The 18,888-nt window shown below is 59.9% G+C and carries 20 protein-coding genes; 7 read left to right on the top strand and 13 right to left on the bottom strand.

The genetic code is table 11. The annotated features are described in order from the left end of the window. Window positions 1-42: 42 nt before the first annotated feature. The 8 genes from GHO32_RS22300 to GHO32_RS22265 all read right to left on the bottom strand — a co-directional run bounded on the left by GHO32_RS22300 (window position 43) and on the right by GHO32_RS22265 (window position 7,497). Window positions 43-894 (bottom strand): CAP domain-containing protein, encoded by an 852-nt coding sequence (locus GHO32_RS22300; RefSeq protein WP_153335793.1) that lies wholly within the window; start codon window positions 892-894, stop codon window positions 43-45. Between the two features lie 35 nt (window positions 895-929). Next, window positions 930-1,607, bottom strand: coding sequence for a GNAT family N-acetyltransferase (locus tag GHO32_RS22295; RefSeq protein ID WP_153335792.1), 678 nt, complete (start codon window positions 1,605-1,607; stop codon window positions 930-932). 112 nt (window positions 1,608-1,719) lie between these two features. Further along, window positions 1,720-2,265 (bottom strand): UPF0149 family protein, encoded by a 546-nt coding sequence (locus GHO32_RS22290; RefSeq protein ID WP_153335791.1) that lies wholly within the window; start codon window positions 2,263-2,265, stop codon window positions 1,720-1,722. A 54-nt stretch (window positions 2,266-2,319) separates the two neighbouring features. Beyond that, on the bottom strand, window positions 2,320-2,664 hold the full coding sequence (locus GHO32_RS22285) for a hypothetical protein (RefSeq protein WP_153335790.1): 345 nt from the start codon (window positions 2,662-2,664) through the stop codon (window positions 2,320-2,322). A gap of 124 nt (window positions 2,665-2,788) precedes the next feature. Further along, window positions 2,789-3,190 (bottom strand): hypothetical protein, encoded by a 402-nt coding sequence (locus GHO32_RS22280; RefSeq protein WP_153335789.1) that lies wholly within the window; start codon window positions 3,188-3,190, stop codon window positions 2,789-2,791. Window positions 3,191-3,230: 40 nt separating this feature from the next. Continuing rightward, complete coding sequence (locus tag GHO32_RS22275; protein ID WP_153335788.1) at window positions 3,231-3,866, bottom strand: TetR/AcrR family transcriptional regulator; 636 nt, start codon at window positions 3,864-3,866, stop codon at window positions 3,231-3,233. A 5-nt stretch (window positions 3,867-3,871) separates the two neighbouring features. After that, window positions 3,872-6,283 carry a membrane-bound PQQ-dependent dehydrogenase, glucose/quinate/shikimate family gene (locus tag GHO32_RS22270; protein ID WP_153335787.1) on the bottom strand — a complete coding sequence of 804 codons (2,412 nt, stop codon included), beginning with the start codon at window positions 6,281-6,283 and terminating at the stop codon, window positions 3,872-3,874. A gap of 251 nt (window positions 6,284-6,534) precedes the next feature. Then, window positions 6,535-7,497, bottom strand: a complete 963-nt coding sequence (locus GHO32_RS22265; protein ID WP_153335786.1) for a threonine dehydratase — start codon at window positions 7,495-7,497, stop codon at window positions 6,535-6,537. An 85-nt stretch (window positions 7,498-7,582) separates the two neighbouring features. Here GHO32_RS22265 and GHO32_RS22260 point away from each other — a divergent pair, with 85 nt between their 5' ends. Continuing rightward, window positions 7,583-8,947, top strand: a complete 1,365-nt coding sequence (locus tag GHO32_RS22260; RefSeq protein ID WP_153335785.1) for a PLP-dependent aminotransferase family protein — start codon at window positions 7,583-7,585, stop codon at window positions 8,945-8,947. Further along, window positions 8,932-9,156 carry a hypothetical protein gene (locus GHO32_RS22255; protein ID WP_047275647.1) on the top strand — a complete coding sequence of 75 codons (225 nt, stop codon included), beginning with the start codon at window positions 8,932-8,934 and terminating at the stop codon, window positions 9,154-9,156. The genes GHO32_RS22260 and GHO32_RS22255 overlap by 16 nt, the downstream gene beginning before the upstream one ends. Window positions 9,157-9,219: 63 nt before the next feature. On the opposite strand, the gene GHO32_RS22250 is transcribed toward GHO32_RS22255, so the two are convergent. The 5 genes from GHO32_RS22250 to GHO32_RS22230 all read right to left on the bottom strand — a co-directional run bounded on the left by GHO32_RS22250 (window position 9,220) and on the right by GHO32_RS22230 (window position 13,333). After that, window positions 9,220-10,503, bottom strand: a complete 1,284-nt coding sequence (locus GHO32_RS22250) for an FAD-binding oxidoreductase (protein WP_153442995.1) — start codon at window positions 10,501-10,503, stop codon at window positions 9,220-9,222. Between the two features lie 152 nt (window positions 10,504-10,655). Next, entirely contained in the window at window positions 10,656-11,345 is a 690-nt protein-coding gene (locus GHO32_RS22245) for an RES family NAD+ phosphorylase (protein ID WP_178113925.1), read from the bottom strand. After that, window positions 11,345-11,746, bottom strand: coding sequence for an MbcA/ParS/Xre antitoxin family protein (locus tag GHO32_RS22240; RefSeq protein WP_048369946.1), 402 nt, complete (start codon window positions 11,744-11,746; stop codon window positions 11,345-11,347). The genes GHO32_RS22245 and GHO32_RS22240 overlap by 1 nt, the downstream gene beginning before the upstream one ends. Window positions 11,747-11,839: 93 nt before the next feature. Continuing rightward, window positions 11,840-12,934 carry a DUF1615 domain-containing protein gene (locus GHO32_RS22235; RefSeq protein WP_153335795.1) on the bottom strand — a complete coding sequence of 365 codons (1,095 nt, stop codon included), beginning with the start codon at window positions 12,932-12,934 and terminating at the stop codon, window positions 11,840-11,842. Between the two features lie 57 nt (window positions 12,935-12,991). Next, the gene (locus GHO32_RS22230) at window positions 12,992-13,333 is read right to left on the bottom strand and encodes an FKBP-type peptidyl-prolyl cis-trans isomerase (RefSeq protein ID WP_153335783.1); all 342 of its coding nucleotides are present in this window, start codon (window positions 13,331-13,333) and stop codon (window positions 12,992-12,994) included. A 346-nt stretch (window positions 13,334-13,679) separates the two neighbouring features. Here GHO32_RS22230 and GHO32_RS22225 point away from each other — a divergent pair, with 346 nt between their 5' ends. The 5 genes from GHO32_RS22225 (at window position 13,680) to GHO32_RS22205 (ending at window position 18,801) form a co-directional block, all read left to right on the top strand. Next, a complete protein-coding gene (locus tag GHO32_RS22225) occupies window positions 13,680-15,938 on the top strand; it encodes a TonB-dependent siderophore receptor (RefSeq protein WP_153335782.1) in 2,259 nt (752 codons plus the stop codon). Window positions 15,939-16,066: 128 nt separating this feature from the next. After that, window positions 16,067-16,357 (top strand): hypothetical protein, encoded by a 291-nt coding sequence (locus tag GHO32_RS22220; RefSeq protein ID WP_048369950.1) that lies wholly within the window; start codon window positions 16,067-16,069, stop codon window positions 16,355-16,357. Next, window positions 16,354-17,892, top strand: coding sequence for a PepSY domain-containing protein (locus tag GHO32_RS22215; protein WP_153335781.1), 1,539 nt, complete (start codon window positions 16,354-16,356; stop codon window positions 17,890-17,892). The genes GHO32_RS22220 and GHO32_RS22215 overlap by 4 nt, the downstream gene beginning before the upstream one ends. A 1-nt stretch (window position 17,893) precedes the next feature. Further along, window positions 17,894-18,247 carry a DUF3325 domain-containing protein gene (locus tag GHO32_RS22210; RefSeq protein WP_153335780.1) on the top strand — a complete coding sequence of 118 codons (354 nt, stop codon included), beginning with the start codon at window positions 17,894-17,896 and terminating at the stop codon, window positions 18,245-18,247. Between the two features lie 92 nt (window positions 18,248-18,339). Beyond that, window positions 18,340-18,801 carry a hypothetical protein gene (locus GHO32_RS22205; RefSeq protein WP_153335779.1) on the top strand — a complete coding sequence of 154 codons (462 nt, stop codon included), beginning with the start codon at window positions 18,340-18,342 and terminating at the stop codon, window positions 18,799-18,801. Window positions 18,802-18,888 lie beyond the last annotated feature (87 nt).

Below are 18,888 nucleotides of genomic sequence, written 5' to 3'. Positions count from 1 at the left end.
TCCCTCGCTACACTCCTCGCAAAAACCCTTCCTGCTTAAGTGTTACTGCGTGCCGAACAACGCGGTCCAGTAGATGCCTGCATCACTTTTAGGGTCGGTCGCATAGGCGGCGCCCAACTCGCGAAATTGCGGGTTCATGATATTGGCGCAGTGCCCGGGGCTTGCCAGCCAGCCATCGACGACTTTGCGGGGCGTGTCCAGGCCGGCGGCGATGTTCTCGCCGATTTGCTGGGCAATGTAGCCAGCCAGTTCTGCGCGATCTCCCGGCGTGCCGCCGGTGCGGTCTTTGTGGTCAAAGTAATTGTTGTTGGCCATGTCGCGGGTGTGCGTCTGGGCGGCGGTCTCCAGGGTGGCGTTCCAGGTCAATGGGCCGGTAGGTGCGAAGGCCTGGGTGCCACATTGGCGCGGCTGGGTGCGGGCGCTGTTGATCAGTTCAAGAACCTTTTGGCCCTCTGCCTGAGCGTCGCCCAGGCGTGCCGTCAACAGCGGGCGTGCCAGCACAATGCGCCAATCCTGCCCGGTGTGGCTGACACCGATGTCGACAAACTGCGGGTCGAGCACCACTTTGCAGAAGCTTTCGCGCACGGCTTTCATCGCCGCTTCGGAGTCACGCGGGCCCGAGAGGTTGATGGCTTGCACGTTGACCATCGGGTAGGCGGCTTGCGCGAGCGACTCCTGCAAATCGCCAAAACCGTTGGCGGGCAGTACCAGACGAATATCAGAGGTCAGCGGGGGCAGTTCTTGCGACGCTTGGGCGCCGCACGGTTGCGCCTGGCTGCGATACACGTTGATGGAGTCAACCAGTTGCGATTCTTCGCTGGCCAGTGCGCTGGCGCTGAAGATCAGGCCCAGGCTAAACCCGGCAAGGCGGATGAGGGTGAAGTGACGGCGCATAACGTTGCCTCGGATCGGAATGCGCCCATCATGCGTTATTTCAGGCTGGCCACGAAAGCCTTGGCTTTGGCGGTGAGCTGGTCGATCTGGCGGTCGCGTTTCTTTTCGGCGTCCATCATGGCTTTTTTGCCGTTGCGATTGAGCAGGTAGGTGTGGATCTGCCGCACCTCGGTGGACTGATACACCGCTGCCACGTCCAGCACGCCCATGAGCCCGTCCGAGCTGTAATCGCGAGTGTTCATGAGCACTTGCGGGCCACGGGTGCCGATGACCTTAAAGCCCATACGTTGCAGGGCGGCGACTTTGCTTACGCTGCAGCTCAGTTCGGTGTGCGGGTAGCGGCGGGTGACTTCCTCCAGCATGGCCTGCATCACGCCCAGATGGCGATGGCTGGCCAACTCGGCCATATAGGCCACACCGCAGGCCTGCGGGTCGTCTTTGTACGGCAAGTACAGGACGAAGCCGGTGACCTTCTCCGGGTTTTGTTCATCGGTGGCGACAATCAGTTCTACGGCAATGCCTTTTGAGCCGTCGAGGGCTTGCAGGTACAGGTGCACTTCAAAGCCGATGGCGTACTGATAGATGCTGTAGAGCAGGTTGCTCGGCGCGATTTCCATGGCGCTGATGTCACTGAGATGGTCAACGACCAGTTGCATGATCTGTGCGTTGATCGGCTCGCTGATCGGCGTGTCGAAGTGGGCGAGGGTGGTCATAAGCGTGGCCTGCGAGGCGAAAAAACTGCGGTTGTAGGAGCGAGCTTGCCTCGCGATCTTTTGATCTTTTAAAAAGATCGCGAGGCAAGCTCGCTCCTACAAAGGGGATGGTTTAGCGCTGGCTTAGCCAGTAATCATGCAAGGCGCGGGCGGCCGGGGCTACCAGGGCGACTTGTTGCTGGTAGGCCGGTACGTCGAAGTCTTCTGGCAGTTCAAAGTTGTCTTGCTCAGCCAGGTCGACGATGGTTTTCAGCAGGCCGGTCTGGATGTCGGGCCATTGCGCCAGGGTCACGCCGCGGATGTAGCCGAAGCACCATTCTTCAGCCAGGGTCAAGGTTTGGCCCTGGTGTTCGGATTCTTCAAAGCGCGGCGCAAAGGTTTTGCTGTCTTCTGCCAGTTGGCGGGCCAGGGTGTTGAAGTGGCGTACGCTCAGCTCGATGAAGTGTTTGGCTTCTTCGGGGTCTTCCCAGTCCGGGTTCTGGCCGCCCCAGATCGCGGGGAACCAGTCGGCGATGTCGACATGCGTCGGGCTTGAAACCAGTGCAGTAAAGAAGCCATCCAGCTCGCAGGTGTTGAGGATGGTGTGATCGTCGCCGTATTTGAGCAGGGTGTCTTCGAGGTCGTCGAAGTCGGCGGCATTCAGAGGCTGGCTGTGCATGGCAGGTTCCTTGGCATGTAGTCCTGGGGCAACGTTACGTCAGACGTGTCAGCGTCAGTCAACCCGAACAATCGAGTCAACCACAAAATATTTAAAGCCGGCTTTGGCCAAGGCTTTTTTGGCCTCTTGTTCGGCGTCGAACTGGCTCAGCAGTTTGGAGTCGTGAATGAACACGGTTTCTTCGCCGTCATAGACTTTGCTGACGTGCAGGGTGACCCGCAACATCGGCCCTCGACGCTTGACCGGTGCACGCGGTGCGGGCTTGGGAGTGAGGGTTGCAGCGGGTTTGGGTGTGGCGGGAGTTGCAGGTGGAGCGGTTGGCGTAACTGGCTTTGTCGCTACGGGCAGATCAAGGCCGAGCGCTATACGCATTTCGTCCTCGGTGAATCCGGTGCTCATGGTGTGGCTCTATCGTTATTCAAAAACGCGCTTATAAGTGATTGAGTAGGTATAAGCAAGGAAAACCAGCGCCTTGGCTTGATAATTGCCGGATATGTCGCAAAGTTTACTCTTAACAGAAGGTTCAGGTGTCACGCAGCAGGTCGTGACTGTCGAGCAGCTTGTAGGCAATCTCCGGGCGTTTTTCCAAGGCTCGACGAATGGCCGCCGGAATCGACTGGCGCGTTTTGCGACACAAACCAGGCTGGTCGGCGACGCGGATTTCGATCCCGCGCATGGTCCGTACCTCATTGAAGCCGGGTTCAACCTGCACCTTTATGCCTAGCTGTTCGTACATGCGCCGTTGCATGCGCTGCAGATCGTCCAGGCTCTGAATATTTTCCAGGTGCTCAATCATGACTTTTTCGGCCTGGCGGGTGAGGCCCAAAATGCGCAGGTCGGGAGCAGGTTGCGTCAACAGGTGGTCGCGCTCGCAATTGCAAGCGCCGGGAGGGCAGGGTTGGCGGACCACACTGGATGAGCTCATGGGCATGAGCATAGCCATATCGGCCCATAGTTGTCGCGTATCAGGGAGCCTTGAGGCGCCGGACCACCAGGGCGATCAGTTCGTTGATCATCGGTGCGAAGGCTTTGGCCGTGCAGGTTTGCCCCAGCATCACGGTGCGCGTGGTGAGGTGTGAAAACAGCGCGTCGAAGAGAATGGGCGGCAGTTCGGAGAACGAACTGTTGGCCGCGATGAGGCCGCGATGGCGTTGCTGTTCTAGCAGGTTGAAGATCAACTGGTGCCAGACTTTGGGGCCGTGTTCGTACCAGGTTTGCCCCACTTGCGGCACGTGCGCCGAGCCGTTGACCACCAGCCGGTAGAAGTCGACATGGCGCGGGCTGGTGACCACCGCCACGAGTTCTTCAAGAATCAGCTCCAGGCCCCGGGTCAGTTCGATGCCCGAGGTGTCGAGTTGCTTGAGGTTGATGATGAAGTCTTCGCAGAGGTATTCGACCACCGCCACCAGCAAGTCGGCCTTGCTGCCGAAGTACCGGTAAATCGTGGCTTTGGAGCCGCCAGCAGCGGCTACGATGGCGTCCATGCTGAGGCCATCGTAGCCGTGCTGCAAAAACAGTTCACTGGCTGTGATCAGCAAGTTGCGCCGCTTCTCCTCGCTCCGGGTTGCGGTTGAAGGGCTGGAGCGGTGCAACTGTGACATGGGAACTACTCTTTTTCAGGGAGCGCGTACGCTATCACGTAATCCCCGCGATCTGGAGACTGACGTGCGCCACCGGCGACGATGACCACATACTGGCGCCCGGTTTTAGGCGACAGGTAGGTCATGGGCGTAGCTTGCCCGCCGACCGGCAGGCGGCCTTTCCAGACTTCCTTGCCGGTGGCCATGTCCATGGCCCGCAGGTAGTAGTCTTGCGTGCCGGCGTAGAACACCAGGCCGGAAGCAGTGGTTGCACCGCCGCCCAGGGTCGGCATGCCCAGCGGGATTGGCAGATTGGCGCGTACACCGTTGATCACGGCGTCTTCAACCGTACCGGCAGGGCGCTCCCAGACTTTCTTGCGGGTGTTCAGGTCCATGGCGGCAAACACGCCCCAAGGCGGGCTCTGGCACGGAATGCCCAACGGCGAGTTGAAGCCCTTGTGGTCGATCACGAACGGTGTGCCTTCCATCGGGTAGGTGCTGCCGACGCCGTGGCCAGATTTGAGGTGCGACAGGTCGACGTTTTCACGCGGCACCAGCTTGACCACCTGCGGGATGCGGATGTCGTTGACGAACAGGTAGCCGGTGTTTTCATCGATCGCGCCGCCACCCCAGTTGAAGCCCCCGTAGTAGCCCGGGTAAATCAGGGTGTCCTGGGTGCTAGGGGCGGTGAATTCACCGTTGTAGTTGAGCTTTTTGAAGTTGATGCGGCACATCAACTGATCAAAGAACGTGGCGCCCCACATGTCTTTTTCGGTCAGTGGATCGGCACCGAACGTCGGCATGCCCACCGAGTACGGTTGGGTTTTGGCCACCCAGTCTCCGGCAGCGACGTCCTGTGGCACCGGCTTCTCGATCACGTCGGCAATCGGCTGGCCGGTGCGACGGTCGAGCATGAAGATCTGCCCGCGCTTGGTCAGCTGGATCAGCGCCGGGATAGTCCCGCCTTTGCCGTCCGGCACGTCATACAGCGACGGTTGCGCGGCAATGTCGTAGTCCCACAGGTCGTGATGCACGGTCTGGAAGGTCCAGCGCTCGCGGCCTGTTGCCATGTCCAGGGCGACCACGGCCGAGGAGTACTTCTCGGTCAGCTCCGGGCGGGTGCCGCCCCAGAAGTCCGGCTGCTGGTTACCGAGTGGCAGGTACACCAGGCCCAGCTCATCGTCGAACGCAGGCGTGGACCACATGTTCGGCGTACTGCGGGTGTAGGTTTCGCCTTCAGGTGGCAGCTTGGTGATGTCCGGGTTGCCCAGGTCCCAGGCCCAGACCAGCTCACCGGTGTCGGCGCTGAACGCACGGATCACGCCCGAGGGTTCGTCCAGTGAGCGGCCATCAAAGACCCAGCCGCCGAGGATGATCAAGTTGCGCGAAATGGTCGGTGCCGAGGTGTAGGCGTAGTAGGGCACGTTTTCCATGACCCGGCCCAGGCCCGTGGTCAGGTCGACTGAACCGTGGTCACCGAAGTCTTCGCAGGGCTTGCCGGTTTCTGCGTCGATGGAGATCAGGCGCGCATCCATGGTCACTTGCACGATGCGCTTGGCGCAGCTGTTGCCCTGGGCCGCTTTGGCGGGCTTCAGATCCGCGAACACCAAGGGGTGTTCGACCTTGGCCGGCTCGTAGTAGCTCACGCCACGGCAGCGGTTCCAGGTTTTGGTGTTTTGCGCTTTTGGATCGAAGGTCCAGCGTTGCTCGCCGGTGTCGGCGTCCAGGGCAATCACTTTGCTGGTCGGGGTGCAGGTGTACAGGGTATCGCCAACCTGGATTGGGGTGTTCTGGTACTCCGACGCGCCCTCGGCGATTTCGCCGGTGCGGTAGGTCCAGGCCACTTGCAGTTTGTCGACGTTGTCTTTATTGATTTGCGTCTGCGCCGAGAAGCGCGTGCCGGCCGGGTTGCTGCCGTAATGGCTCCAGTCGGCGGCTTTATCGGTGCCTTTTGCTTGCGGCTGGACGGCCAGAGCCGGCTCGCCTTCAATCACTCCGTGCGGAGTGAACAGGGCGTTGAAGCCCACGGCCAGGACACCGGCAAATACCGCTGCGCCGCCGTAGCTGGCTGCCCGGTGACGGCCTTGGGTGAGCCATGGGTGCAACAACGCGGCCAGCAGGCCGATGACCAGGAACGGGGCCAGACGCGGCACCATCGGCCAGAACGTAAAGCCCACTTCCCACAGTGCCCAAATCACGGTCGCGACAAACACAACGCCTATCACCAGCGTGGCGGCGGGCTTTCTACGTAGATACAACACACCGCTTATCAGCAGGCCGAAACCTGCCAGCAGGTAGTACCAGGAGCCGCCCAGTGTGACCAGTTGAGCGCCCATGATTGCCAGGAACAGGCCGCTTAGCCCAAGCAAAATCCCGAAGACACCCAGTATCAGGTGTCTCCCTTTAGAGGCAGATGCCTCCTGTTTAGCATTTTTCATTACGGTATCCCTGAAGCCGGCAGCCAAGGCCTTTACATGCACTGCTAGCGTAGGTTTTAGAATGGTACTGTACGGTACAGTTTTTATTTTGAGCCTGTTTTTGTCACAAATAAAGACAATTTGTCGCAGAGGTGAAATTTTATTTAAGGACGCGGTTGCGTCCTTGGATGGGGGGAGGTCATGGCCACCGTAGTCGCTGACGAGGAACGAAGGCTGCGATCAGATCAAAAGATCGCAGCCTGCGGCAGCGCCTACACGAGGTCTTCTTCGAGAAGTGCGGCGTACAACTGACGGTCGATATTGGCCCCGCTCAAAATCACGGCCACGCGGCGGCCTTGCTGTAGCGGCTGTTCTTTGATCAGCCCGGCCAATGCGGCGGCACCCGCGCCTTCAGCGGTGTTGTGCGTGGCTTCGTGGTACACGCGGATGGCGTGGGCGATGTCGCGGTCTGACACGCGGATCACCCGCGCGGCGCCCTTGGCGATGATTGCCAGCGCGTCAGGTTGTGGCTGGCGACAGGCCAGGCCGTCGGCGAAGGTGTGGGCGGTGTCAGTGCACACCACTTGGCCCTGTTCAAAACTCTGCGCATAAGCATCGGCATGCTCGGACACCACGCCGACAATCTCGGTCTGCAGCCCCAGCAGGTCGCGGGCCTGGATCAGCCCGCAGATGCCCGAACCCATGCCGATGGGCACGTACACGGTGTGCAGGTCGGGCACGGCCTCCAGCAACTCCAGCGCATAGGTGGCAACCCCGCGAATCAGGTCCGGGTGAAAGGCCGGCACCAGATGCAAGCCATGCTCGGCGGCCAAGGCAGCGGCATGGCTGCGTGCTTCGTCGAAGTCTTTGCCGTGCTCGATCACTGTGGCGCCCAGTGCGCGCATCGCGGCGTTCTTTTCTCGGGAATTGCCTTCGGGCACCACGATGCTGATTGTCAGCCCATGGGCGCGCGCGGCCAATGCCAGGCTCTGGCCGTGATTACCACGGGTGGCGGTGACCAGGCCGCGAGTGTCGGGCTCTCGGGTCAGCAAGCCCTGCACGTACAACATGCCGCCGCGCACTTTAAAGGCGCCGGTCGGGGTATGGTTTTCGTGCTTGACCCAGACCGTGCAGTCCAGTTGTTCGGCCAGCAGGGGCCAGGCCAGTTGCGGGGTAGGGGGCATGCTTTGGTACACCGTGGTCGCGGCGAGTCGAAGAGCTGTGAGGTCAAACATGGCACACCGTCATCAGAGGATTTGACTCGATTCTAGGGGCGCCGCATTGTATGGGCCGAGACTTATATTGCATGGCCGACAATAAATGTGGATTCCCCTCATAAGCGATTCAGCACAACCGCGTTATCTGGCGCTGGTAGACGCAATTGCCCACGCCATTAGCTGCGGTGAACTCAAACCCGGTGAGCGTTTGCCGCCACAACGGCGGCTGGCCTGGGCATTGGGCTGGAACCCCAGCACCACCATGCAGGCTTATCGCGAGGCGGCGCGGCGCCATCTTGTGTCAGGCGAAGTCGGGCGCGGCACCTACGTGCTGTCGGGCAGCCAGGAGGCGACGTTGTTCCGTTTGCAACAGGTCGATGAGCACACCGGGCAAATTGATCTGCGCACCAACATCCCGGCGATAGACCACGCCAGCCAAAGCGATCCGCAGGCCCTGCAATGGTTGCTGGAAACCCATCAGTCGATTCGGTTGCAGCATTACCTGAGCGCGGCCGACCTGCTCCAGGCCCGGGTTGTCGGTGCCAGTTGGCTCAAGGCACGTGGCCTGCCTGTGCCGCTGGACAACATCATGCTGTGCACCGGCGCGCAGCAAGGGTTGTTCACGGTGTTGCTGTCGTTGTGCCAGGCGGGTGAGCCGGTGCTGGTTGAAGCGCTGACCGCGCCGGGGATCAAAGCCGCCTGCGCGCAACTGCGTTTGCCGATGCATGGCATCGCCATGGACGGGCAAGGCATCGTGCCCGATGACTTTGACCGCATCATCCGCGCCACCGGGGCGCGCATGGCGGTGCTGACTCCGACCCTGCACAACCCGACATCGGCGGTGATGGGCGACGAACGCAAGCAGGCGATTGCCCGGATTGCCCGGCGCCATGGTGTGTGGATCATTGAAGACGACGTATATGGCGCGCTCACCGACAGCCCGCCGTTGTGCAACTACCTGGGGGACTTGGGGATACTCGTCAGCAGCTTGTCAAAGACCGTGGCTGCCGGGGTGCGCCTGGGCTGGATTGTTGCCAGCCCGGCGTTGCTGGCGCGCATCGACCCGCATGCGCAATCGGCGCACTGGGGGATTTCGCCCCTGTGCGTGGCGATTGCCAATCAATGGCTCAGTGACGGCACGGCAGTGCAGCGCTTGGCCTGGCAAACCGAAGAAGTGACCCGGCGCTGGCGCCTGGCAAAAAAATTACTGGGCGCGGTAATGTCTCAGACAGACACGCCATCGCCGCATATTTGGCTGACACTGGCACCTGCTGACGTCAGCTTTGCCCAGGTCTGTCAAAAGGTCGGTGTGGAGGTGGTGTCGGCGGAGGTGTTTGCGGTTAAATCCTGCACCCTGAATGCGGTACGCATCAGCCTGACAGCGGCATCGAGTGCGCAACGCTTGAAAGTCGCGCTGGAGCGTATTGCCCGGCTTATTGACCAAGGAACCCCATGCGCAGAGAAATAGGCTACTGGCACCGCGAAGGTCGCGAGCTGTTTTACTACCTGGAATTCAAGCCCGAAACGGCCGAGTTCTACCTCACCTGCGAGCACACCCCGAGCGAAGGTGAAGGCAGCGTACGTTCGGTATTGCTCAGCGAAGCGCGGGGCGAGCGCTACTACGAAGACGCGTTGCTGATCATCAAAGAAGAACTGTTCAAGCAGTACACCGTGTAACCACGGTTTACACGGCCCTTTGTGGGAGCGGGCTTGCGATTATGTTCAGTTGGGTGGGTTTAATCAGCGCAACCGCTCAAGCATCTGGTAGTACCACATGCCCGCCGCCAGCATCGGGTTGCCGAGGAGGTCGCCCATGGGCACGCGGATGTGCTGGCAGCTGGCAAAGGTGTCGAACTGCTCCAACTGGCCGGTGATCGCCCGGCCCATGATTTCGCCCATGATGTGGCTGGTGGCGATGCCGTGCCCCGAGTAGCCCTGGCAGTACCAGACGTTGTTCGAGAGTTTGCCCAGTTGCGGGATGCGGTTGATCACAATGCCCATCGCGCAGCTCCACTGGTACTCGATGTTCACCCCTTTGAGCGCCGGGAAGGTCTGCTCGATGCACGGGCGCAATTCCCCCGCGATGTCGCGCGAGTCTTTGCCGCTGTAATTGGCACCGCCGCCAAACAGCAGGCGGCCATCGGCGGTCATGCGGTGGTAGTCGAGCACGAAGCGGCAGTCATACACCGCGAGGTCTTGGGGGTTCAACTGGCGAGCCAGGTCGCCCAGGGGTTCGGTGGTGACAATCCCGCCCATGGCCGGGAAGATCTTGCCCTTGAGCTTGCCCGGCTCCAGCTTGTGATACACATCACCAGCCAGCAGCACCTGATTGGCGTCGATGCGCCCGTGGGCCGTACGCACGCCGGGGGTGTCGCCGTGGATGATTTCCAGCACTTCGCTGTTTTCGAAAATCAGCGCGCCGAGGCTTTCGGCTGCGCGGGCCTCGCCAATGCACAGGTTGAGCGGGTGCAGGTGCATGTTGCGCATATTCTTGATCGCGCCGTCATACAGGTCACTTTGCAGAATGTCGCGCACCTGGCTGCGGTCGAGCAACGACACTTCACTGCCCATGCCACGGCGCACCGCTTCGTCGTAGTCCTTGCGCAAGCCTTCCATGTGGCTGGGCTTGTAAGCGGCATGCAAATGACCGTGCTTGAGGTCACAGCGGATGCCGTATTTTTCGACCCGCTGCTGGATAATCTCGTGCCCGCGCCAACGCAAGTGCCAGATAAAGTCATCGACCTGGCTGCCAAGGCGACGGCGCATCTGCTTGCGCATCGCCTCATCGCCCGAGAGGCTGCCCGTCACTTGCCCGCCATTACGCCCGGTGGCGCCCCAGCCGATTTTGTTGCTCTCGACAATGGCCACTTTCAGGCCTTTTTCGGCCAGCTCGACGGCGGTCGCCACGCCGGTAAAACCGCCGCCAATAATCACCACATCAACCCGGTGCTGGCCTTGCAGCGTCGGGTAATCGGTTTCATGGGTGAGGGTGGCGGTGTAATAAGAGTTGCAACGTTCAGACATGGTGGCTCCGTTATCTTTCTTATAGGGGTGAGGCAGAAAGGGGGCTGTGGCGCCCGCGCCGGTCCTGCTCATCCACTTCGGCCATGCACTGACGATAGGCGAGTTGTGAGGGTGAAATAAACCCCCTGTTACCAAGTTTTACAGCGACGTGATCAGAACGTGACTTCGCTCACTTGCAGCACCCAGGTGATGGTCTGAGTTTTGTCATCCCACACATAGCGAAAATGCGGGCCTTGGCGTGGAATCGAAAGCGCAGGCGGGCGAAAGGCTGCTACGCATTCATGGCCGGCAAGGCGCACGCTGTTGTACAGCAGCCCCCAGGCCGAGGCCTCGCGGTGTTGTTTGGCAAAGGCTTGCGACGTGCCATAACTGGACAGAGAAGGGTGGTGCAAGCCAGGTTCGGCGCGTACATCGATCATTGGCTCAAGCACGGTGTTGATGTAGGTGCGCAGGGTGATCTCGATGCTCGCCTCTTGGGTGGCGCGCCAGAATTGTTCCTGATGAAAGCGGGTCTCGGCGATGGCGGCGTCAAGGCTGTTGGCGCAGTAATAAACCCCGTAACTGCCATCGGTGAAGCGGCTGGCACGACCGATATGGGTAAAAGCCGCCATGATCGGGGTCGAGCCTTCACCACACAGGCGGTCTTGTGGATGCACGCGGTTAAGGACCCCGGCCTGGTCGCGCAGGCGGTCATTGGTCAGGCTTTCGAGGGCAAAGGCGATGTCCAGATCGGCCGGGTCAAGGGTGTCCTCAAACACCGAAATGGGCGGGAACGCACTGTTGATGATGCGATAAGCGTTGTTCCACTCGGGTAACACGCATAACAACGGAGTGTCTGGCATCAGCCCCGCACCCCGTCCAGATAGCGGCGCACATCTGCGAGGTCGACGACCTGACCGCCGAGCATGTAGCTCAACGCACTTTGGCCGTTGAATGGCGCTGTGTTATTGGCTTTGTGGACCCACTCGTAAGCCCGCTCGGGCTGATTGCTGAACAGGATGCGCAGCGCTTTGTGCACGCCCATCAGGTACGAGATACGCTCAAGGGTGTCGTGGGGCAGACGGACATTCGGCAGTTTTTTGTACTTGAAGTACGTGGTGTTGCCGATAGCGCCGAGCAGGGTGCATTGCTGATCTTTGCTGCAACCCCAGTGCTCCATCAAATTGAAGAAGAACGTTAGGGCGACACGGCCCGCATCACCGCTGGTGATATCGGGCCGGGTGTTGTGGGCGACTAAATGCATGGTGGCCTCCAAGGCGTTGATACCTTGGAGGCTACACCGTATCTGGATAATTACAACGAATGTATCCGCATATGAACTGGGTAATCCATTGCTTTATGTGTTGGGCAGCGACTTGGCCTTGTTCATACACCGCTGGCGGCGTTCATCAACACGCTGGGCAAACCAGGCGGTGGTGAGGTTGCGGGTGATTTTAGGGCTTTGCAGGGTGATGCCCGGCAACACGGCGCGGGGCAGCGGTTTGGACTGTTGGCGGTCGGCCAAGGCAAAGATTTTGCGATAGACCTCGGTCTGTTCAAATTCAAGGCGGGCGCCTTTGAGCAACTGCTGGCGGATCTGGTTATCGCTCAGACCCAGTTGCTTGCCCAGCACGCGAACGGCGCGTTCGGTGGAGCCTACGGCGTAAGAGCCGGGGATGGTCACGTCGCCATCCAGTGCCAGCTGTATGCCAGACACCTGGCTCACGGCATTCTGAAACGCGGCATTGCGACTGGCGTACCAGCCCGCATTGAAGTCAGCAAAGCGATACAGCGATTGCGTGTAGTCGGCCGGGTAGCCGAGCAAGTGGGCGGTACCAAAGTACATGCCGCCGCGACGGGTAAAGACTTCCTGGCGGATCGTGCCGGGTATCGGGTAGGGGTAATCCTGGGCGTGTTTCTCGGCAAAGGCGATGCTCACCTGCATTGGCCCGCCGGTATGCACCGGGTTGAGGCTGCCAAACAGGTTTTTGCCCAACGGCACCATGCCGATAAAGTCATCGAAGATGGCGCTCAACTGGCCTTCGGTGCGTGCCGCATCAAGGCGCTGGTTATAGGTTTTGCCCGTTGGCGAGGTGATATTCAGCGCGCTGCGCACCACGAACTCCGGGATGTGCAGCTTGCCCGCGCGCCGATTGATTTCGCTGCGGGCGATTTTTGCCAGGTTGGGCACCGGCGGGTCAGCTTGAAAAGTCGATTCCTGCTCAGTCACGGCCAGCACCGAACACAGGTTTTCGTCGTTGGGCTCAAGCTTTTGCGCGGCGAAAGCGGTGTAAATGTCGTTGGCCCAACCCTGGCGATCCGCAACGTTGGCGGGCAGCAGTTGAAGCAACCGCGCACGCGCCTGTTCGGGCGTGCGGCCGGGCAGCGTCTGGGTGCTTTGGCTGCTGCACCCGGCGATCACAATGGGCAAAGAAAGCGTTAATACCTGCATGAAAAATCGATTCACTAACGCTTAACTCCCCAAAAAATAGAACGATGTGTTGATGTATCAATCGTCTCGTGTCAGCACTTCCAGCAGTTCGATCTCAAACGTGAGGTCCGAGTTCGGTGTGATGTGCTTGCCCATGCTTCTTTCACCATAGGCCAAGTGCGCCGGAACTTGCAGTTTGCGCTTGCCGCCCACTTTCATCCCTATCAGGCCCTGGTCCCAGCCCTTAATCACGCGGCCTGTGCCAATAACGCACTGGAACGGCTTGCCGCGCTCATGGGAGGAGTCGAAGACCGTGCCATCTGCGAGCCAGCCGGTGTAGTGCGTGGTGATCAGGGCGCCTTTAACGGCAGCTTTGCCTTCGCCAAGTACGAGGTCGGTGATCTGTAGTTCGTTATTCATGGTGCAGGACTCGAAAGTAAACCGTGTAGGAGCGAGCTTGCCTCGCGATCTTTTGATCTTTCGCGAGGCGAGCTGAGATTGCGCGGTTTTTCTCAGGATGTGACGCGTTTGGCAATCAGTTTTAAATTATTTTTTGCAGGGTGAGGCTCTAAAACAAAGGGTTTGAGGAACTTATAAATGAGGATAATTGTCATTCGCGCTTTACTCTCAATTGAGAATGGTTACTATTGTCGCCCTGGCAGCGCCGGGGTGAGCCAAGCAAGACGAGATCCTTTGAGGGAATCGTGCCCAGCCATTCCAGCCCTGGCCTGCTGAGCACACTCCATTGTTAAGGGATCAACTGGACATGTCGTCTCGATTCAAACGCAGTCAATTTTCACTGGCTATTGTGGCCGCACTGGCTTCACCGACCTTGCTTGCCGATGCGCTGGAGCGTGAACGCGATGAAGTGCCCGTGGAGGCCAGCGATCTGCCGGTAGATGGCAGCAAGCAGGCACTGCAACTGGATGAAACCCGCGTGTTGGGCACCGCCGCTGAAGAACTCAAGCAGGCGCCGGGCGTGTCGATCATTACTGCTGAAGACATTAAAAAACGTCCGCCGGCCAATGATCTCTCCGACATCATTCGTCGTGAGCCCGGGGTTAACCTCACCGGCAACAGTTCCAGTGGCGCACGCGGTAACAACCGCCAGATTGACTTGCGTGGTATGGGCCCGGAAAACACCTTGATCCTTATCGACGGCAAGCCGTCTTCTTCACGCAACGCCCAGCGTTACGGCTGGAGCGGCGACCGCGATACCCGTGGCGAAACCAACTGGGTACCGGCCGAAGAAGTGGAACGTATCGAAATCCTCCGCGGCCCGGCGGCTGCCCGTTACGGTTCCGGGGCGATGGGCGGGGTGGTCAACATCATCACCAAGCGCCCGACCGACAAGCTCGGTGGCTCTTTGACGGCCTACTACCTGTCACCGGATGACAGCGCAGAAGGCATCAGCAAGCGCACCAACTTCAACCTCAGCGGCCCGATCACCGACGACCTGGTGTTTCGCGTGTATGGCGGCTTGAGCAAAACCGACGCGGATGACGCGCGCATCAACACCAGCGAGCAGGCCTACGCAGACAGCGTGGTGGCAGGCCGAGAAGGCGTGCGCAATAAAGACGTCAACGGCTTGTTGAGCTGGCAGTTCACCCCGGAACAGTCCCTGGACCTTGAGGCCAGCTACAGCCGCCAGGGCAATATCTACGCGGGCGACACCATGCTCAACAGCGGGGGGGATTTCGTTAACAGCCTGTACGGCAAAGAAACCTCGGTGCTGCAACGCAGCATGTTTTCGGCCACCCACAATGGCTCGTTTGACTGGGGCACCACCATGGCCATGCTCAGCCATGACCTGACCCGCAACTCGCGTTTGAACGAAGGCTTGGCGGGCTACGGTGAAGGCGCACCGTCTGAGTCGGCCGGCAGCTTCCAGTCGCGCCTGCGCAACACCCGGGCCAAGGCTGAAGCCAACTTGCCGCTGGACTTCTACACCCATCAGGTACTGACCTTGGGCGGCGAATACCTGTACGAGTCGCTGAATGATCCGGGCTCGTTGCGTCCGCAAAGCTGGGACCCGGGCGCTGACGGTACTGCCGGTATTCCGGGCACTGACCGCACACAGACCAAGTCCACCGCCAACAGCTACGCGTTCTACGTTGAGGACAACCTCGAAGCCGGGTCCAAAACCATCGTGACGCCGGGCCTGCGCTACGACCACCACGACAAGTTTGGCGGCAACTGGAGCCCGAGCCTCAACGCTTCGCACCAGATCACTGATGAACTGAGCCTCAAAGGCGGTATTGCCCGGGCCTACAAAACCCCGAACTTGTACCAGTCCAACCCCAACTATCTGTTGTACAGCCGTGGTAACGGTTGCAGCTCGGTAGAAGTCAATCTGGGAGGTTGCTACCTGGTGGGTAACCCGGATCTCAAACCGGAAATCAGCATCAACAAAGAGATCGGTCTGGCATTCGACAAAGGCAACTGGCGCACCAGCGCGACGTACTTCCGTAACGACTACCAGAACAAGATCAATGCCAGCAACGAATCCGCTTTCCGTCTGCCCAACGGCCGTCGTGTATTGCAGTGGGAAAACAGCGGCAAGGCCATCGTGCAAGGGGTTGAGGGCAACCTGTTCGTCAACCTGCGCAAGGACCTGGACTGGAACACCAACCTGACCTACATGATCGACAGCAAAGACAAGAAAACCGGCGAGCCATTGAGTATCATTCCGAAGTACACGCTCAACACCACCCTGGACTGGTACGCCACCGAGCAGCTTTCGTTCCAGGTCAGCGGCACGTACTACGGCGAGCAGAAGGCGCCCAAATACAACATGCGCGCCAACGAGTCGCTGGACAAATCGGTGCAGCAGTCGGTTGACCCGTATGGCTTGGTGGGGCTGAGCAGCGGCTATGAGTTCAACAAAAATCTGAGCGTGCGGGTGGGCATCAACAACCTGCTCGACAAGCAGCTGTACCGCAAGGGCAACGCTGACGAGGCGGGCGCCCAGACCTACAACGAAGCGGGCCGTGCCTACTTTGCGTCGGTGACCACTTCGTTCTGATCACAGCATTGGCCTGACCGCTGTTTGGGTGCAGGCAATAACAGGCGCGACATCCTTTGCAGGTGTCGCGCCGTTGTCACATTGGGCTCTGGCAAAACCGTGGCTTGGGCTGATGAAGGATTGAACAGATGAAACTTGCATCGTCGGCATGGCTGCCGATTCTGTCTCGCGCACTGGCCGCCATGGTGGGCGGCTATGTGTTTACCTATGCTTTTACGGCGGCGCTGGCGCGGCTGTTGCCAATGGACAACGTGGACTCAATGCTGGTTGCCAGCCTGTTGTCGTTCGCCATCTACACCTGCGCCATTTTGTGGGCCTTTATGGCGCGTCATCAGTGGTCGGCCTGGATGGGGGCCGTGCTGGCGCTGCCATTGGCCGCGATCGGTTTTTGGCCGCAACTGCTGGAGCGACTCGGATGAAACAGACCATCACCCAATCTCTGGCCTGGCTGCACACTTGGGGTGGGCTGATCGTAGGCTGGTTGTTGTTTGCGATCTTTCTGACCGGCAGCCTGGCGGTGTTCGATCAAGAGATCGACAACTGGATGCACCCGGAGCTGCCCGCCCATCACTTGACGGACGAACAGGCCGTGGAGCGTGGCTTGAGCTACTTGCGCGAGCATGAGCCCAACGCCAAACAATGGGGCGTGAGCCTGCCCTATGACCGCTCGCCCGAGTTGCGCGCCTCGACCGGCGGGCGTCGCGACGGCGTATCGGTAACCCTGGACCCCAACACCGGTGAAGTCTTGCCGGTACGCGAGTCGGCGGGCGGGCGCTTCTTTTTTCTGTTCCACTTCACCTTGTTCATGCCCGGCATGCTCGGGATTTATGTGGTCGGTGCGCTGGCTATGGGCATGCTGGCGGCGTTGATCAGCGGCATCGTGATCCACAAAAAATTCTTCAAGGAGTTCTTCACCTTTCGCCCCGCCAAAGGCCAGCGTTCGTGGCTCGACGCGCACAACGCCAGCGCCGTGCTGTTGTTGCCGTTTCACTTGATGATTACCTACAGCGGGTTGGCGATTTTTCTGGTGATCTACATGCCAGCGGCCATGGACGCGCTGTTTGATGGCAGTCGCGACGCGTTTTTCAAGGCCCAGGATCCTGCGCCTGCGGTGGTCGATGTCAAACACCCGGCGCAGGCCGAACCGGCACTGCTGGTGGCTATCGGGCCTTTGCTGGCCAAAGCCCGCGACGTGATGGGGCCGCTGAGCGGAGTGAGCATTACCAACCCTGGCATGAGTAATGCCGAGATTCAGATCCGGCCGATTCTGGGCAACCGCATTGCCCTGATCAAAGGTGGCGGCATGCGGTTTGACGGGGTCACGGGCGAGCAACTGTCCGGGCCGACCGAGATGCGCGCCTCGGTGCTCACGCACCGAGTGATTTCCGGTATGCACTTTGCGCAGTTCGGCGGTTACCCGATGCGCTGGGTGTACTTCATTTGCGGGTTGATCAGCAGCGCCATGATCGCCACCGGGCTGGTGCTGTTCACCGTAAAACGGCGCCGTAAATACGCCAGCGAAGGCCGGGTAGCCCAAGTGCTTTACCGGGTGATCGAGGCCGTTAACGTCACGGTGATGGCGGGCTTGAGCCTGGCCTGTATCGCTTACCTGTGGGGTAATCACCTGCTGCCGGTGGGCATGGCTGAGCGCCCGGATGCGGAGTTGACGGTGTTCTTTGGGGTGTGGGCATTGACCCTGGTGCATGCCTTGCTGCGCCCGCGCATGCATGCCTGGCGTGAGCAACTGGGGCTGGCGGGGGGGATGTGCCTGAGCTTGCCGCTGGTGAGCCTGCTGACCGTTGATCATTCGTGGGCGTTGCACAGCCGCATGGGCGTTGAACTCACCACCATGGCTCTGGGCGGCGTGTTGTTGTGGGCGTGCTGGAAAGTCTCGCAACCGCAAGTCGAGCGGGTGCCGCGTAAAAAGGCAACGGTGCTGGCGGAGGTGAACTGAGATGCTGGCAAATTACATTGCGGCCTGGGCTTTTGCCTATATCGGCATGCTTGCCCTGTGCCAAGGGCTAGAGCGGCATTACAAGCAAGTCTGGAACAAACCGCCGTCAGCCGGGCTGCGTCGCACTTTACGCGGGGCAGGGTGGTTGAGTCTGGCGTTGAGCTTCTATTTTTGCGGCATGGCCTGGGGCTGGGCAATGGGTCCCATTGGCTGGTTTGGCCTGATCTCGCTCAGTGGCTTTGCGTTGCTGATGTTGTTGCCGTACCGCGCACGGCTGGCGGTGTGGTTACCGCTAGGGTTCGTCCCACTGTGGGCGGTAATCGAAATGTTGAGCCTTTACCGTTGGTCTGTTTAGGTATTTTTTACAGGTAGGCAGCCCCGCGCAAATGACCGAATCTCTTGAGTCAAACAGACTCAGTTTTCGGTCATTTCGCGGAGTGCTTCAGTATGTCCCTGATTGATGAAGTTCAAGGCCTGTGCGAGCGCTTGGCGCCTTTGGGCTGGCATGACCTGTTGTTGCTGCACGGTCTGGATATTCAGGCCCGCCCGCTGGCTGAAGAATTGAGCAAGGCGTTGGCGGTTGACCGTTCGGTTAAAGGCTTTGAAGACTTTTCGTTGCAGGGCACACAGGCCATCGAAGCCGGCAACCCTGCACGCAGTTTGCTCTACCACGCCTTGGCCTCGCCCAATGTGCTGTATGCCGCCAATGGTGATGCACTGACCGACTTTGCCACTGCGGCAGAACTCGAGACACTGCTCAACTACGTCTATGGTGTTGCCCTGCCTACCCTTGAAGCGCTACAGGACCAGGCAGGCGCCAACGCGACCTTGGGGCTGGTGGTGTTTGCCACCGAGTATCGTCCCCGTGCCGATACCCCTCACCACCAGCATGCCGACCTGTGCTTTTGACGCACAGGCATTGCCCGCGTCGGCACTGCGCCTGCCCTGTACGACCCCCAATTGCGCGGATTCACCCCTTTTGTCGAGGCGCAGCCA

It is taken from the genome of Pseudomonas sp. FSL R10-2189, from assembly GCF_009600325.1.
Classification (GTDB): Bacteria; Pseudomonadota; Gammaproteobacteria; order Pseudomonadales; family Pseudomonadaceae; genus Aquipseudomonas; species Aquipseudomonas helleri.
This window is presented reverse-complemented; position numbering and strand designations above follow the sequence as displayed.